The sequence below is a fragment of the Streptomyces telluris genome (assembly GCF_024519335.1).
Classification (GTDB): domain Bacteria; phylum Actinomycetota; class Actinomycetes; order Streptomycetales; family Streptomycetaceae; genus Streptomyces; species Streptomyces telluris.
Genome location: NZ_JANIID010000024.1, coordinates 37,101 through 50,532, shown reverse-complemented (window position 1 = coordinate 50,532; position 13,432 = coordinate 37,101). Strand labels below are relative to the sequence as shown.

Sequence of the window (13,432 nt, the reverse complement as noted above, 5' to 3'; positions counted from 1 at the left end):
AAGGGGCCGCCTGTGCGCCGTCGTCCCGTCCGTCTGCTCCCGCCGGTCCTCGTGGCGTTGCTGCTCTGCGCCTCCGCCGTCCCGGCAGCCGCTGCCGCCGACGACCGGCCGTGGTCGGCCGCACCCGCCCCCGCCGGTACGGAGGCGCCCGGCCCGGACGACCGCGCGTCGTTCTACCTGGAGGGCGCCCCCGGCACGGTCTTCACCGACAAGCTGTCCGTGGTCAACCCCGCGGATCGCGAGCGCTCCTTCACCCTCCGGGGGGCCGGGCCGTGGATCTCCCCCGCCCGGCAGCAGGTGCGGGTGCCCGCCCGCACCCGGGCGAACGTACCCCTGCGCGTGACGGTCCCCGGCGACGCGGAGCCCGGCGACCACCCCGGCGCGGTGGTCGTGAGCGCGGAGGGGCGGGAGGTGCGCGTGCGGCTGGCCCTGCGCGTCAGCGGGGCACCGGCGCTGCCTGCGCTCGCCGTCGAGAACGTACGGGTCGGCGGCGCGGGCGTGGGCGCGGGCGGTGGTGCCGTGATCCGGTACACCCTGGTCAACCGCGGCAACCGGGCGCTGACCCCGCGGCTCGCCCTCCGCGCCGACGGGGTCTTCGGCACGGTCCTCCGCCGCGCGGTCGCCGACCCGCCGGGCGAGCTGGCGCCGGGGCGGGTGGTGCGCCGGGTGGAGCGGTGGCCGGACGCGCCGCGGCTGGACTCGGTGACGGTGCGGGTGACCGCTGTCGCGGAGGGCGGGGTGCGGGCCGGCGGGTCCGGGTCGTACACGCCTGTGCGGTGGGTTGGGCCGGTGGGGGGCGGGGTGGTGCTGGTGCTTGCGGGTGGGGCGGTGGTGCTGGTGCGGCGGTTCGGGCAGCGTCGCGGCGCCGGGGGCGACGCATGAGGCGTGTCGCCGTCGTCCTTCTTCCGCTGGTGCTGCTGATCCTGTTCGTCAGTCTGACGCCTGCTGCGGCTGCGGCCGTCTCCTACGGGCCTCGTCTTTCGCTGGACCGGCCGGAGGCCGGCAAGGGCAGCACCGTGGTCGTGAAAGGGGAAGGGTGGCGGCCGCGGGCCCTGCTCACTCTGCTGGTGTGCGGGCGGAACATGGTGGGGGGTACCAACGATTGCGTTAATGCCGAGGGACGGACTGTCACTACGGAGGGTGACGGAACTTTTCGGCGGGAGTTTGTGGTGGGGGAGCCGCCCACGCCTTGTCCCTGCGTGGTGCACGTGGCCACGGTGACCGGGGAAGCCTCGGCGGCGGACGTCCCTCTGGTCGTCGCGGGGCACCCCGTCGCCCCGCTGCCCGCGTCCTCCGGGGCGCGGATCGGCGTGCTGGACGCCCGGCTGGAAGGTTCCGGCGGGCTGCTCACGTGGTTCGGGGCCCCGCCGGTGCGGCGGCTCGTCCTCACGGTCGGGAACCTGGGGTCCGGGGCGGCCGAGGACCCGGTCTTCCGTGTGGGGACCGCGCGGGGGCTCCTCGCGCCCTCCTGGGAGGAGCGGAAGTGGCGCGGGACGATCCCGGCGGGGCAGCGGGCCCGGGTCGCCTTCGACGTGGAGCTCGCCGCGGGTGCTCACGGGCCCTACGAGGTCTCCCTCAAGTACGGCGACAAGGTGCTGGTCACCGAGCCCTGGGACGTGGCCCGGCCGTGGGGGGTGACGCTGTTCTGGATCCTGCTGTGTCTGGTCGTCCCCGCGGGGCTCTTCCGGCTCGGGATGGCCGTCGTCGACCGGTTGCGGCCCCGGCCCGCCTCCGCGGTCGCGGAGCCCGGCGCCCTGCCCTGGTTCACCCCGGAGTCCATGCCGCGTCTGCCGGACTGAAACGCACAGTGCCCCGGCGCGCCATTGCGCCGGGGCACTGTCGTTCAGGGGGTCCTCAGCGGACGTCGCCCATCAGGCCTTCGATCCGCTTGCGGGACATCCACACCGCGACACCGGCCAGGGTGGCGGCCGCCGCCTGTCCGAGGATCACGGCGGTGCCGTTGAGGTTGACACCCGCCTCCGTCAGCAGGGTCATGGTGCAGTCGCCCGCGGTCACCGCGAGGAACCAGACGCCCATCATCTGGCTCGCGTACTTCTGCGGCGCCATTTTCGTGGTGAGCGACAGACCGACCGGGGAGAGGCACAGCTCACCCATGGTCTGGATGCCGTAGATCATCAGCAGCCAGGCGGGGGTGACCTTCGTGCCGTCGGCGGCCATCGCCATCGGGATGGCGAAGACGAAGAACGAGGCGCCGATGATGACCATGGCCATCGAGAACTTCACCGTGGTGCTCGGCTCGCGGTCCTTGCGGGCGAGCCACAGCCACATCGAGGCGAAGACCGGGGCGATCGCCATGACCCACAGCGGGTTGACCGACTGGAACCAGGTCGACGGGAAGTCGATGCCGAAGACGTTGTCCGCGGTCTTCTTCTCGGCGAAGGTCGACATCGTCGAGCCGGCCTGGTCGAAGATCATCCAGAACACGGCGGCGGCGACGAAGAACCAGATGTAGCCGCTGACCTTGGTCTGCTCGTTCGTCGTCAGGTCCTTGTCGCGCTTGATGCGGGCCAGGACCGTGATCGGGACGACGAGGCCGACCAGGGCGATCGGAATCGTGGCCCACTTCTGCGTGAAGTGGCCGGTGCCCGCGACGACGCCGTAGAAGGCGGCGGCGATGGCCACCCACAGGGCGGCCTTCATGAGCGTCGACTTGCGCTCGGCGGCCGTCAGCGGCTTCGGGACGACGCTGCTCTGCGGGCTGAGGTGGCGGGTGCCCCACAGGAAGAAGAGCAGGCCCAGACCCATGCCGGCCGCGGCGATCGCGAAGCCCAGGTGCCAGTTGACCTTCTGGCCGACGGTGCCGATGACGAGCGGCGCGGCGAAGGCACCGGTGTTCACACCGATGTAGAAGATCGTGAAGCCGCCGTCGCGGCGCGGGTCCTGAGGACCGTCGTAGAGGTGGCCGACCATCGTGGAGATGTTGGCCTTCAGCAGGCCCGAACCGATCGCCACCAGCGCGAGGCCGGCGAAGAAGGTCGGCTTGCCCGGGATGGCCAGCGTCAGGTGACCGGCCATGATGATGCCCGCCGCTATGGCGACCGTCTTGCGGGGGCCCCAGACGCGGTCGCCGAACCAGCCGCCGGGCATGGCCAGCAGGTAGACCATCGCCACATAGATGGAGTAGATGGCCACCGAGCTGGCCTCGGGCATCGCCAGACCGCCGCCCTGGCTGTCGGGCTTCGCGTCCGGGCCGCCGGCGATCAGGTAGACGACGAGGAGGGCGCGCATGCCGTAGTAGCTGAAGCGCTCCCACATCTCCGTCATGAAGAGGGGGGCCAGGCCACGGGGGTGGCCGAAGAAGGTCTTGCCGCCGGAGTCCGGAGAGGTCTTCTCCTGCTCGGCCGCACCCTTCGTCAGGCTGGACGCCATGTCGATCCTTGAGTGCTCGGGACGCGCGGCTGCAGCTGCTGCGCGCCCGGGTGGGGGTTGGCCGGCACCGGTCACCGCGCCGCCCGCCCCCACGTCCAAGGGGTTCGCTCTCTCCTCCAAGGGAGCGACAGGACAGCCGTCACCGGGATCCACGCCCCCGCGCCCCTTCGCGCGGCGGACCCGGCCGCCAGGTCATTCACTGTGAACAAGACTGGGGTATCCAGCCCTGCACACGACAGAGACCTTCGGCGCGCCGAATACGATCCGAAGGTCCCCCTTGTAGCTACAGACGTCTGGTCACCATACGTCACACCCCGCCCGCAAATGGAAGCAGTTGAGATATGGATCACAAGGCTTCGGGGAACCGTTTAAGCACCCTTAAAGGTCCGTACCGCGCGGTCAAGGGTTGCCGCCGGTAGCTCCCGCGGGACCTCTGACGTGGGCCCGAGCGGACTACCATCACTCCATGACCCGAGTACTGCTCGCCGAGGATGACGCGTCCATCTCGGAGCCGCTCGCACGCGCCCTGCGCCGCGAGGGGTATGAGGTGGAGGTGCGAGAAGACGGTCCCACGGCGCTGGACGCCGGGCTCAAGGGAGGGGTGGACCTGCTCGTCCTCGACCTTGGGCTGCCCGGGATGGACGGACTGGAGGTCTGCCGCCGGCTGCGCACCGAGGGCCACGGCTTCCCGGTGCTGGTGCTCACCGCCCGGGCGGACGAGGTGGACACGGTCGTCGGCCTGGACGCCGGCGCCGACGACTACGTCACCAAGCCCTTCCGGCTCGCCGAGCTGCTGGCCCGCGTGCGGGCCCTGCTGCGGCGCGGCACCGTCGAGGCCCACCAGCAGCCCCCCGCCACCCACGGCGTGCGGATCGACGTCGAGTCGCACCGCGCCTGGATGGGCGAGGAGGAACTGCAGCTGACGGCGAAGGAGTTCGACCTGCTGCGGGTGCTCGTGCGGGACGCGGGCCGGGTCGTCACCCGCGACCAGCTGATGCGCGAGGTCTGGGACACCACGTGGTGGTCGTCCACCAAGACCCTCGACATGCACATCTCCTGGCTGCGCAAGAAGCTCGGCGACGACGCCGCCAACCCCCGCTACATCGCCACCGTGCGCGGTGTCGGGTTCCGCTTCGAGAAGAGCTGATCAGAGGGGAGCCGGGCCCGGGGCGCCCGGAGGGGCCGCGCGGAGCGGCCCCTCCCCGGCATCCGGAACCGCTTTCCCTCGTACCATCCCGCCCGGAGGGCAACCCGTGCGTCGCCGCCTGATCAACTCCACGCTCGCCGTCGTCCTCGTCGTGATCGCCGTCTTCGGCATCTCGCTCGTCATCGTCGAGACCCGCACGATCGAGAGCAGCGCCCAGGAGAGCGTGAAGTCCGAGGCCGTACGGCTGGTGAGCATCGTCGACAGCCGGCTGGTCGGGGGCGAGCGGGTCGAGTCCGAGGTGCTCAGCGAGCAGATCACCGACGACCGGTACGCCCGCATCGAGATCCCCGGCCGGCCCGCCATCGAGATCGGCGAGCGGCCCGCGGGCGGCGTCATCGTCGCGACCGAGCCGGGCGAGCAGGGCGTGCTCGTCCGCGTCGAGGAGTCCCGCTCCACGGTCAGCCGCGAGGTCGGCCGCACCCTGCTGGTGATCCTCGCCGTCGCGCTGCTGGCCGTGATCGCCGCCGTCTTCCTGGCCGTGCGCCAGGCCAACCGGCTCACCGCCCCGCTCACCGACCTCGCCGAGACCGCCGAACGGCTCGGCTCCGGCGACCCCCGTCCCCGCCACCGCCGCTACGGGGTGCCCGAGCTGGACCGGGTGGCCGACGTCCTCGACTCCAGCGCCGAGCGGATCGCGCGGATGCTCACCGCCGAGCGGCGGCTGGCCGCGGACGCCTCGCACCAGCTGCGCACCCCGCTGACGGCGCTCTCCATGCGGTTGGAGGAGATCACGCTCACCGACGAGCCGGAGACGGTCAAGGAGGAGGCGACGATCGCTCTCGCCCAGGTCGAGCGGCTCACCGACGTCGTCCAGCGGCTGCTCACCAACTCCCGCGACCCCAAGTCCAGCTCGGCCGTCACCTTCGACCTCGACGAGGTCATCAAGCAGCAGATCGAGGAGTGGCGCCCGGCCTCGCGCAGCGAGGGCCGCGCCATCGTCCGCTCCGGCAAGCAGGGGCTCCGGGCCGTCGGCACGCCCGGCGCCGTCGCCCAGGTCCTCGCGACCCTCATCGAGAACTCCCTGATGCACGGCGACGGCACGGTCGCCCTGCGTACGCGCGTCACCGGCAACCAGGCGGTCGTGGAGGTCACGGACGAGGGGCCGGGCGTGCCGCCGGACCTGGGGGCGCGGGTCTTCGAGCGCACCGTCAGCGGGCGGAACTCCACGGGCCTGGGGCTGGCCGTCGCACGGGACCTGGCGGAGGCGGACGGCGGCCGCCTGGAGCTGCTCCAGGCGAACCCGCCGGTCTTCGCGCTGTTCCTGAGCCGGGAGGCGGAGGGGTCGGACTCCCACGGGTGACCGTGCGTACGGGCCCGTTACTTGCGCGCTTCCGCCGGCTCCGGAGGCGCGGACAGGAACGATTCGGCGGTCTCCACCGCCTGCGCCCTGAAGACCCACGTGCGGTAGGACCAGAAGCGGAAGACCGTCCCTGTCCCGAGGCCGATCACGTTCTTCGCGATGTTGTCCGCGAGCGGGGTCGTCAGGCCGAAGCCGTAGTGCGAGATCGCCAGGATGCCGTTCTCGATCACCAGCCCGGCGCCGCTGAAGAGCAGGAACAGGCTCATCTCGCGGCTGCGCCGGCTCCTGTCGGAGTCGCGGTAGGTCCAGTAGCGGTTGCCGACGTAGTTGGTGCCGATGGCCACGGCCGTGGCGATCACGCCCGAGCGCACCACCGCGAGGCCGAAACCGTGGACGCAGATGTTGAAGACGATGAAGTTGACCACGAACCCGATGGCTCCGACCGCGCCGAACTTGGCGATTTCGCGGGCCACCCGCTCCAGCCGGGAACGCACTGTGCGCCGTTGACTCATGGGATCGTCAGGCTCCGTTGAATGGGCGTCTTGGGGCGTGGGGCAGCTTTCATGCTATCCAGCCCGGCCCGGGCGCCGACGGACGGAGTCGGTGAACGTGAGGCGAACGCGAGTCATATCGGCCATTGGTGCACTCACTGCCTTTTCGGATGATCCTCCGAACGCGGTCCGGGGCAGTTCCCCCGTACGGATACCCTGGGGGCGTGACGTTCCCGGTAGTCGGCATGGTCGGCGGCGGCCAGCTCGCCCGTATGACCCACGAGGCGGGCATCCCCCTCGGCATCAAGTTCAAGCTGCTCAGCGATACTCCGCAGGACTCGGCGGCCCAGGTGGTCAGCGACGTCGTCATCGGCGACTACCGCGACCTGGAAACCCTTCGTGCTTTCGCACAAGGGTGTGACGTGATCACCTTCGATCACGAGCACGTTCCCACCGAGCACCTCCGGGCCCTGGAGGCGGACGGCATCCCCGTCCGCCCGGGGCCCGACGCATTGGTGCACGCCCAGGACAAGGGTGTGATGCGGGCGAAGCTCGACGCGATCGGAGTGCCGTGCCCGCGGCACCGCATCGTCGAGGACCCCGACGACGTGGCGCGCTTCGCGGCGGAGGGCGACGGCTTCCCCGTCGTCCTGAAGACCGTGCGCGGCGGATACGACGGGAAGGGGGTGTGGATCGTCCGCAGCGCGGAAGAGGCGGGTGAACCCTTCCGCGCCGGAGTCCCCGTCCTCGCCGAGGAGAAGGTCGCCTTCGTCCGCGAGCTCGCGGCGAACGTCGTCCGCTCCCCGCACGGCCAGGCCGTCTCGTACCCCGTCGTCGAGTCCGTCCAGGTCGACGGCGTCTGCGACACCGTGATCGCCCCCGCGCCCGGGCTCTCCCAGGAGCTCTCCGCGCAGGCCCAGCAGCTCGCCCTCAAGGTCGCCCAGGAGCTGGGCGTCGTCGGGCACCTCGCCGTGGAGCTGTTCGAGACCGCCGACGGCCGCATCCTCGTCAACGAGCTCGCGATGCGCCCGCACAACTCCGGCCACTGGACCCAGGACGGCGCGATCACCTCGCAGTTCGCCAACCACGTGCGCGCCGTGCTCGACCTGCCGCTCGGCGACCCCCGCCCGCGCGCCAAGTGGACCGTCATGGCCAACGTGCTCGGCGGCGACTACCCCGACATGTATTCCGCGTACCTCCATTGCATGGCACGCGACCCGGGCCTGAAGATCCATATGTACGGCAAGGACGTCAAACCCGGCCGGAAGGTCGGACACGTCAACACCTACGGCGACGATCTGGCGGATGTGCGCGAGCGCGCGAGCCACGCCGCCGGATATCTGCGAGGAACGATCACGGAATGACTGCTTCCCCCGTCGGCCCCGTCGTCGGCATCGTCATGGGCTCCGACTCCGACTGGCCCGTCATGGAAGCCGCCGCCAAGGCCCTGGACGAGTTCGAGGTCCCCTACGAGGTCGACGTCGTCTCCGCGCACCGGATGCCGCGCGAGATGGTCGCGTACGGGGAGCGGGCCGCCGGGCGCGGCCTCAAGGCGATCATCGCCGGCGCGGGCGGCGCCGCCCACCTGCCCGGCATGCTGGCCTCCGTCACCCCGCTGCCGGTGATCGGCGTGCCCGTGCCCCTGAAGTACCTGGACGGCATGGACTCCCTGCTCTCCATCGTCCAGATGCCGGCCGGGGTGCCCGTCGCCACCGTCTCCGTCGCGGGCGCCCGCAACGCCGGCCTGCTCGCCGTCCGCATGCTCGCCGCGCACGACGCCGACCTGCTCGCCCGCATGCAGCACTTCCAGGACGAGCTCAACGAACAGGCCACGGACAAGGGCAGGCGGCTGCGCGCGAAGGTGCAGGGCGCCGGCGGCTTCGGATTCGGCAAGTGACCGCGGGAGCGACGATGACGGACCAGCTGCTGGACCGCGCCCGCGAGCTCCTCGCCGCCCACCCCGTCGTCGACGGGCACAACGACCTGCCCTGGGCGCTGCGCGAGCAGGTCCGCTACGACCTCGACCGGCGCGACATCGCCCGCGACCAGAGCGCCACCGGGCTCCACACCGACCTGCCGCGGCTGCGCGCGGGCGGCGTCGGCGCCCAGTTCTGGTCGGTCTACGTCCGCACGGACCTCGCCGGCGACGAGGCCGTCAGTGCCACGCTCGAACAGATCGACGTCGTCCGGCAGCTCGCCGACCGCCACCCCGGCGCGCTCAGGCTCGCCTTCACCGCCGACGACATGGAGGCCGCGCGCGCCGAAGGGCGCATCGCCTCGCTGATGGGCGCCGAGGGCGGGCACAGCATCAACTGCTCCCTGGCCACGCTGCGGGCGCTGCACCGCCTCGGCGTGCGCTACATGACCCTCACCCACAACGACAACATCCCGTGGGCCGACTCCGCCACGGACATCCCCGCGGCGGGCGGGCTGACCCGCTTCGGCGAGGAAGTCGTGCGGGAGATGAACCGCATCGGCATGCTGGTCGACCTGTCGCACGTCTCCGCCGACACGATGCGGGACGCCCTGCGGGTCACCGAGGCGCCGGTGATCTTCTCGCACTCGTCGGCGCGGGCCGTCTGCGACCACCCGCGCAACGTTCCCGACGACGTCCTCGGCGCGCTCGCCGCGAACGGGGGCGTGGCCATGGCGACGTTCGTCCCCAAGTTCATCCTGCCGGAGGCCGTCTCCTGGACGCAGGCCGCCGACGAGAACCTGCGCGCGCACGGCCTGCACCACCTCGACACCTCGCCGCGGGCGATGGAGCTGCACCGCGCCTTCGAGGCGGAGCGGCCGCGGCCGCTCGCGACGGCGTCCACGGTCGCCGACCACCTCGACCACATGCGCGAGGTCGCCGGCGTCGACCACATCGGCATCGGCGGCGACTTCGACGGCACGGCGTTCACCCCCGTCGACCTGGCCGACGTCGCCGGCTACCCCAACCTCATCGCCGAACTGCTCCGCCGGGGCTGGTCCGACACGGACCTGGCGAAGCTGACGTGGCGCAACGCGGTGCGGGTGCTGCGGGACGCGGAGGACGTGGCGCGGGCGGCTTCCGCGAAGCGGGGCCCGTCGATCGCGACGATCGACGCCCTGGACGGCCCGCCCGCCGCCTGAGCGGGTCGTGAGTCCTCGCCCCGGGGCCCGGGGCGAGGCCCCGCCTACGCGCGGGGGCGCCCCATCGCGCGGAACGTCCAGCCCGCGTCGCGCCACGCGGCGGCGTCCAGCGCGTTGCGGCCGTCGATGATGTGGTGGGCCGAGGCGACGGCGGCGATCTCCGACGGGTCGAGCTCGCGGAACTCGCCCCACTCGGTCAGGTGCAGCACCACCCGCGCCCCGCGGCACGCCTCGAGCGCGCTCTCCGCGTAGGCGAGGGTCGGGAAGAGGCGCCGCGCGTTCTCCATGCCCTTCGGGTCGTAGACCGTGACCTGGCCGCCCTGCAGGTGGATCTGCCCGGCGACGTTGAGCGCGGGGGAGTCGCGGACGTCGTCGGAGTCCGGCTTGAACGTCGCACCGAGGACGGCGACCCGCTGTCCGAGGAAGCTGCCGCCGACCGCCTCGCGGGCCAGCTCGACCATGTGCGCGCGGCGGCGCATGTTGATGGAGTCGACCTCGCGGAGGAAGGTGAGCGCCTGGTCGACGCCCAGCTCGCCGGCCCGGGCCATGAAGGCGCGGATGTCCTTGGGCAGGCAGCCGCCGCCGAAGCCGACGCCGGCGCGCAGGAACTTCTTGCCGATGCGGTCGTCGTGGCCGATGGCCTCGGCGAGCTTGATGACATCGCCGTCGGCGGCCTCGCACACCTCTGCCATGGCATTGATGAAGGAGATCTTCGTGGCGAGGAAGGAGTTGGCGGCGGTCTTGACCAGCTCGGCGGTCGGGTAGTCGGTGACGACGAAGGGCGTGCCCTCGCCGACCGGCTTGGCGTACACCTCGCGCAGCAGCTTCTCGCCGCGCTCGCCGGCGACGCCGACGACGATGCGGTCGGGGCGCAGGGTGTCCTGGACGGCGAAGCCCTCGCGCAGGAACTCGGGGTTCCAGGCCAGCTCGACCTCCTCGCCGGCCGGAGCGAGCTCGGTGAGCAGCCGCGCGAGCCGCGCGGCGCTGCCGACCGGGACGGTGGACTTGCCGACGACGAGCGCGGGGCCGTGCAGGACGGCGGCCAGGGAGGTGAAGGCGGCGTCGACGTAGGACATGTCGCAGGCGTACTCGCCGTGCTTCTGCGGAGTGTTCACGCAGACGAAGTGGACGTCGCCGAACTCGCCGACCTCCTCCCAGGAGGTCGTGAAGCGCAGCCGCCCGGTCGAGCCCTCCAGCCCGGCGACGTGCTTGCGCAGCAGCTCCTCCAGCCCCGGCTCGTACATCGGGACCTTGCCGCGCCCGAGCATCTCGATCTTCTCGGGGGCCACGTCGAGGCCCAGCACCTCGAAGCCGAGCTCGGCCATGGCCGCGGCATGGGTGGCGCCGAGGTAGCCGGTGCCGATCACGGTGATCCTGGGGGCCATGCGTGCTCCATGTGCTGACGGGCGGGACTGCGGTGCCCGAGCATAGTCGGGCCCCGAGCTGGGAAGGAGCGGGGTGGACGGCAGTCGCGGGGGCGCCTGCCGGGTGCTGTCGGCAAGCTCACGTAGTCCCTGTCCGGGAGCCGCCCCTAGAATCGGGGTTACTAAACGGTAGTTAACTCTCAGGGGAGTACGCCTTGGCGGGAAACACGGACTTCGACCTCTACCGGCCGTCCGAGGAGCACGACGAGCTGCGCAAGGTCGTGCGCCAGCTCGCCGAGGAGAAGATCGCCCCGCACGCCGCCGCGGTGGACGAGGAGGCCCGCTTCCCCCAGGAGGCCCTGGACGCCCTCGTCGCCACCGACCTGCACGCCGTGCACGTCCCCGAGGAGTACGGCGGCGCCGGTGCGGACGCCCTTGCCACGGTGATCGTCATCGAGGAGGTCGCCCGTGTCTGCGTGTCGTCCTCGCTGATCCCCGCCGTGAACAAGCTCGGTTCGCTGCCGGTGATCCTCTCCGGCTCCGAGGAGCTGAAGAAGAAGTACATGGGCCCGCTCGCCAAGGGCGACGCGATGTTCTCGTACTGCCTCAGCGAGCCGGACGCCGGCTCGGACGCGGCCGGCATGAAGACCCGCGCCGTGCGCGACGGCGACTTCTGGGTCCTCAACGGCGTCAAGCGCTGGATCACCAACGCCGGCGTCTCCGAGTACTACACGGTCATGGCCGTGACGGACCCGGAGAAGCGCTCCAAGGGCATCTCGGCCTTCGTCGTGGAGAAGGGCGACGAGGGCGTCTCCTTCGGCGCCCCGGAGAAGAAGCTCGGCATCAAGGGCTCCCCGACCCGCGAGGTCTACCTCGACAACGTCCGCATCCCCGCCGACCGCATGATCGGCGCGGAGGGCACGGGCTTCGCCACCGCGATGAAGACCCTGGACCACACCCGCATCACCATCGCCGCTCAGGCCCTCGGCGTCGCCCAGGGCGCCCTCGACTACGCCAAGGGCTACGTCCAGGAGCGCAAGCAGTTCGGCAAGCCGATCGGCGACTTCCAGGGCGTCCAGTTCATGCTGGCCGACATGGCGATGAAGATCGAGGCCGCCCGCCAGCTCACCTACGCGGCGGCCGCCAAGTCCGAGCGCGGCGACGCCGACCTCACCTTCCAGGGCGCCGCCGCCAAGTGCTTCGCCTCGGACGTCGCCATGGAGGTCACCACCGACGCCGTCCAGCTCCTCGGCGGCTACGGCTACACCCGTGACTACCCCGTCGAGCGCATGATGCGCGACGCGAAGATCACGCAGATTTATGAAGGCACGAATCAGGTTCAGCGCATAGTCATGGCCAGGAACCTGCCGAAGTAGCCGTTCTCGCAGGTCAGAGGCAGTTTCCTGTCACTGGCGCAGCCGCCGTGGGTTATGGCCCCGTCCCGGCACCTCACGAGAGGAGCGGGACGGGGCCATCACTGCTGAGACTGCTGGATCCGCCTATGGCGTTGGTGCTTCTGGCTCTGGGCCTGCGTCGGGGCAGATGAAGCCCCGCAACGTCGGGGGCTGCCCACTCTGGCCTTGAGCCACTTCGGCCTGAGCCGCGCGCATGGCTTTCACGAGCGCCTCATACCTGGGGTCGATCCACTCGATCACGTCGTACCTCCCGTGTCCGGCAGCGTACGGCGTCTGTGCCCCACCAGTCAGGAGACCGGAGGTTCGGGCTTGGGCATGGGGCGAATCGCGCACTCGGGGGCGTGCTGGCAGTTGGCGGCCACAGGCACTCGCTCGTCGCTGGGGCCGTGCCACAGTTCAGCGTCCACTGAGAAGCCTGCTTCCTCGATCATGGCGCGGGTCCGATTCAAGATCTCCGGGTCGTAGTGCGTCGGGTCGTAACCCGGCGAGTGATGGACGAACCCACCGTTCCCCTCGCACAGCTCGGCGTACAGCCGTGTGTGCACGATCAGGGCGTGCCACCCCTCATCGACCACCCGCGACGGCGCCAGAGCGACGCCGGGGAACCGTGCTCCCGCGACGACGAACTTCATCGCTTCATCCACGATCCGCTCCGCCATGGCTTCCGCCATGCCGGGGTTGCTGTCCATGACGGTCTTGGTCACTCCAGCCCGTTGGTCGCGGCTGATGAGTTCACTAGCATCGGGCATGCTCGTACCTCTCCTGTGAGGGTGCGTGTGCCTCGCCCCGGTCTCTCGACCTGTCCAGGGTTTCCACGACCGGGGCGAGGGTCTCTACTCGGCGCGAACCACCATCGCGAACGATGTACGGATGCGCCGAAAACCAGAGTGGCCGGACCGGCCCGTGTGGCTCATGCACTCCACATCGACGGCCGCCGACTCGTCAGCAGGTGTCGCCTTCCACTTGCAGTGCAGGCACTCGGCCTCGAAGGTCACGTCCGTATCGGGGTGCTCGGTGATCCGGTGCACCACGTAGCGCATGGCTGCCCTAATGCTCACAACCCGCTCCTACGGCTCCGCCGCCCGTCCTGCCTTCGTTCACCATGACCTGCCCTCCCCAGTGCTCCGCTGTGTCAAGGACGGTAGGGA

13 protein-coding genes are annotated in these 13,432 nt (G+C 71.0%); 8 read left to right on the top strand and 5 right to left on the bottom strand.

Features of this window, described 5'->3' with window-relative positions; genetic code table 11:
- The first annotated feature begins 12 nt into the window (after positions 1-12).
- Together NQU55_RS23825 and NQU55_RS37160 are read left to right on the top strand one after the other, a co-directional pair.
- A complete protein-coding gene (locus NQU55_RS23825) occupies positions 13-882 on the top strand; it encodes a COG1470 family protein (RefSeq protein ID WP_168094969.1) in 870 nt (289 codons plus the stop codon).
- A gap of 326 nt (positions 883-1,208) precedes the next feature.
- On the top strand, positions 1,209-1,799 hold the full coding sequence (locus NQU55_RS37160) for a hypothetical protein (protein WP_168094968.1): 591 nt from the start codon (positions 1,209-1,211) through the stop codon (positions 1,797-1,799).
- Positions 1,800-1,854: 55 nt separating this feature from the next.
- Here NQU55_RS37160 and NQU55_RS23815 read toward each other — a convergent pair whose 3' ends face one another.
- Positions 1,855-3,390 (bottom strand): peptide MFS transporter, encoded by a 1,536-nt coding sequence (locus NQU55_RS23815; protein ID WP_168094967.1) that lies wholly within the window; start codon positions 3,388-3,390, stop codon positions 1,855-1,857.
- Between the two features lie 466 nt (positions 3,391-3,856).
- Here NQU55_RS23815 and NQU55_RS23810 point away from each other — a divergent pair, with 466 nt between their 5' ends.
- On the top strand, positions 3,857-4,537 hold the full coding sequence (locus tag NQU55_RS23810; protein ID WP_058046585.1) for a response regulator transcription factor: 681 nt from the start codon (positions 3,857-3,859) through the stop codon (positions 4,535-4,537).
- 106 nt (positions 4,538-4,643) lie between these two features.
- Positions 4,644-5,897 carry a sensor histidine kinase gene (locus NQU55_RS23805; RefSeq protein ID WP_256791082.1) on the top strand — a complete coding sequence of 418 codons (1,254 nt, stop codon included), beginning with the start codon at positions 4,644-4,646 and terminating at the stop codon, positions 5,895-5,897.
- Between the two features lie 17 nt (positions 5,898-5,914).
- On the opposite strand, the gene NQU55_RS23800 is transcribed toward NQU55_RS23805, so the two are convergent.
- A complete protein-coding gene (locus NQU55_RS23800; protein ID WP_168093139.1) occupies positions 5,915-6,409 on the bottom strand; it encodes a GtrA family protein in 495 nt (164 codons plus the stop codon).
- A gap of 203 nt (positions 6,410-6,612) precedes the next feature.
- Between NQU55_RS23800 and NQU55_RS23795 the strand changes: the two genes are divergently transcribed.
- From NQU55_RS23795 to NQU55_RS23785, 3 genes are read left to right on the top strand one after another with little or no spacing between them, the layout of a single operon-like run.
- The gene (locus NQU55_RS23795) at positions 6,613-7,752 is read left to right on the top strand and encodes a 5-(carboxyamino)imidazole ribonucleotide synthase (protein WP_168093138.1); all 1,140 of its coding nucleotides are present in this window, start codon (positions 6,613-6,615) and stop codon (positions 7,750-7,752) included.
- Positions 7,749-8,285 (top strand): 5-(carboxyamino)imidazole ribonucleotide mutase, encoded by a 537-nt coding sequence (purE, locus tag NQU55_RS23790; protein ID WP_168093137.1) that lies wholly within the window; start codon positions 7,749-7,751, stop codon positions 8,283-8,285. The genes NQU55_RS23795 and purE overlap by 4 nt, the downstream gene beginning before the upstream one ends.
- 14 nt (positions 8,286-8,299) lie before the next feature.
- Complete coding sequence (locus NQU55_RS23785) at positions 8,300-9,505, top strand: dipeptidase (RefSeq protein WP_168093136.1); 1,206 nt, start codon at positions 8,300-8,302, stop codon at positions 9,503-9,505.
- A gap of 44 nt (positions 9,506-9,549) precedes the next feature.
- Here the strand turns inward: NQU55_RS23785 and NQU55_RS23780 are convergent, their stop codons facing one another.
- Positions 9,550-10,890 carry a UDP-glucose dehydrogenase family protein gene (locus NQU55_RS23780; protein WP_168093135.1) on the bottom strand — a complete coding sequence of 447 codons (1,341 nt, stop codon included), beginning with the start codon at positions 10,888-10,890 and terminating at the stop codon, positions 9,550-9,552.
- A 194-nt stretch (positions 10,891-11,084) separates the two neighbouring features.
- Here NQU55_RS23780 and NQU55_RS23775 point away from each other — a divergent pair, with 194 nt between their 5' ends.
- A complete protein-coding gene (locus NQU55_RS23775) occupies positions 11,085-12,245 on the top strand; it encodes an acyl-CoA dehydrogenase (RefSeq protein WP_168093134.1) in 1,161 nt (386 codons plus the stop codon).
- A gap of 326 nt (positions 12,246-12,571) precedes the next feature.
- Here the strand turns inward: NQU55_RS23775 and NQU55_RS23770 are convergent, their stop codons facing one another.
- Both NQU55_RS23770 and NQU55_RS23765 read right to left on the bottom strand, forming a co-directional pair.
- On the bottom strand, positions 12,572-12,988 hold the full coding sequence (locus NQU55_RS23770; RefSeq protein ID WP_308402267.1) for a glycine-rich domain-containing protein: 417 nt from the start codon (positions 12,986-12,988) through the stop codon (positions 12,572-12,574).
- Between the two features lie 129 nt (positions 12,989-13,117).
- A complete protein-coding gene (locus tag NQU55_RS23765) occupies positions 13,118-13,342 on the bottom strand; it encodes a DUF7848 domain-containing protein (RefSeq protein WP_168093132.1) in 225 nt (74 codons plus the stop codon).
- Positions 13,343-13,432 lie beyond the last annotated feature (90 nt).

What these genes read in the sequence shown, in the direction of transcription:
- NQU55_RS23785 (WP_168093136.1), top strand. Translation starts at nt 8,300, where the DNA reads ATGACGGACCAGCTGCTGGACCGCGCCCGCGAGCTCCTCGCCGCCCAC.
- NQU55_RS23815 (WP_168094967.1), bottom strand. Translation starts at nt 3,390, where the DNA reads ATGGCGTCCAGCCTGACGAAGGGTGCGGCCGAGCAGGAGAAGACCTCT.
- NQU55_RS23780 (WP_168093135.1), bottom strand. Translation starts at nt 10,890, where the DNA reads ATGGCCCCCAGGATCACCGTGATCGGCACCGGCTACCTCGGCGCCACC.
- NQU55_RS23800 (WP_168093139.1), bottom strand. Translation starts at nt 6,409, where the DNA reads ATGAGTCAACGGCGCACAGTGCGTTCCCGGCTGGAGCGGGTGGCCCGC.
- purE (WP_168093137.1), top strand. Translation starts at nt 7,749, where the DNA reads ATGACTGCTTCCCCCGTCGGCCCCGTCGTCGGCATCGTCATGGGCTCC.
- NQU55_RS23810 (WP_058046585.1), top strand. Translation starts at nt 3,857, where the DNA reads ATGACCCGAGTACTGCTCGCCGAGGATGACGCGTCCATCTCGGAGCCG.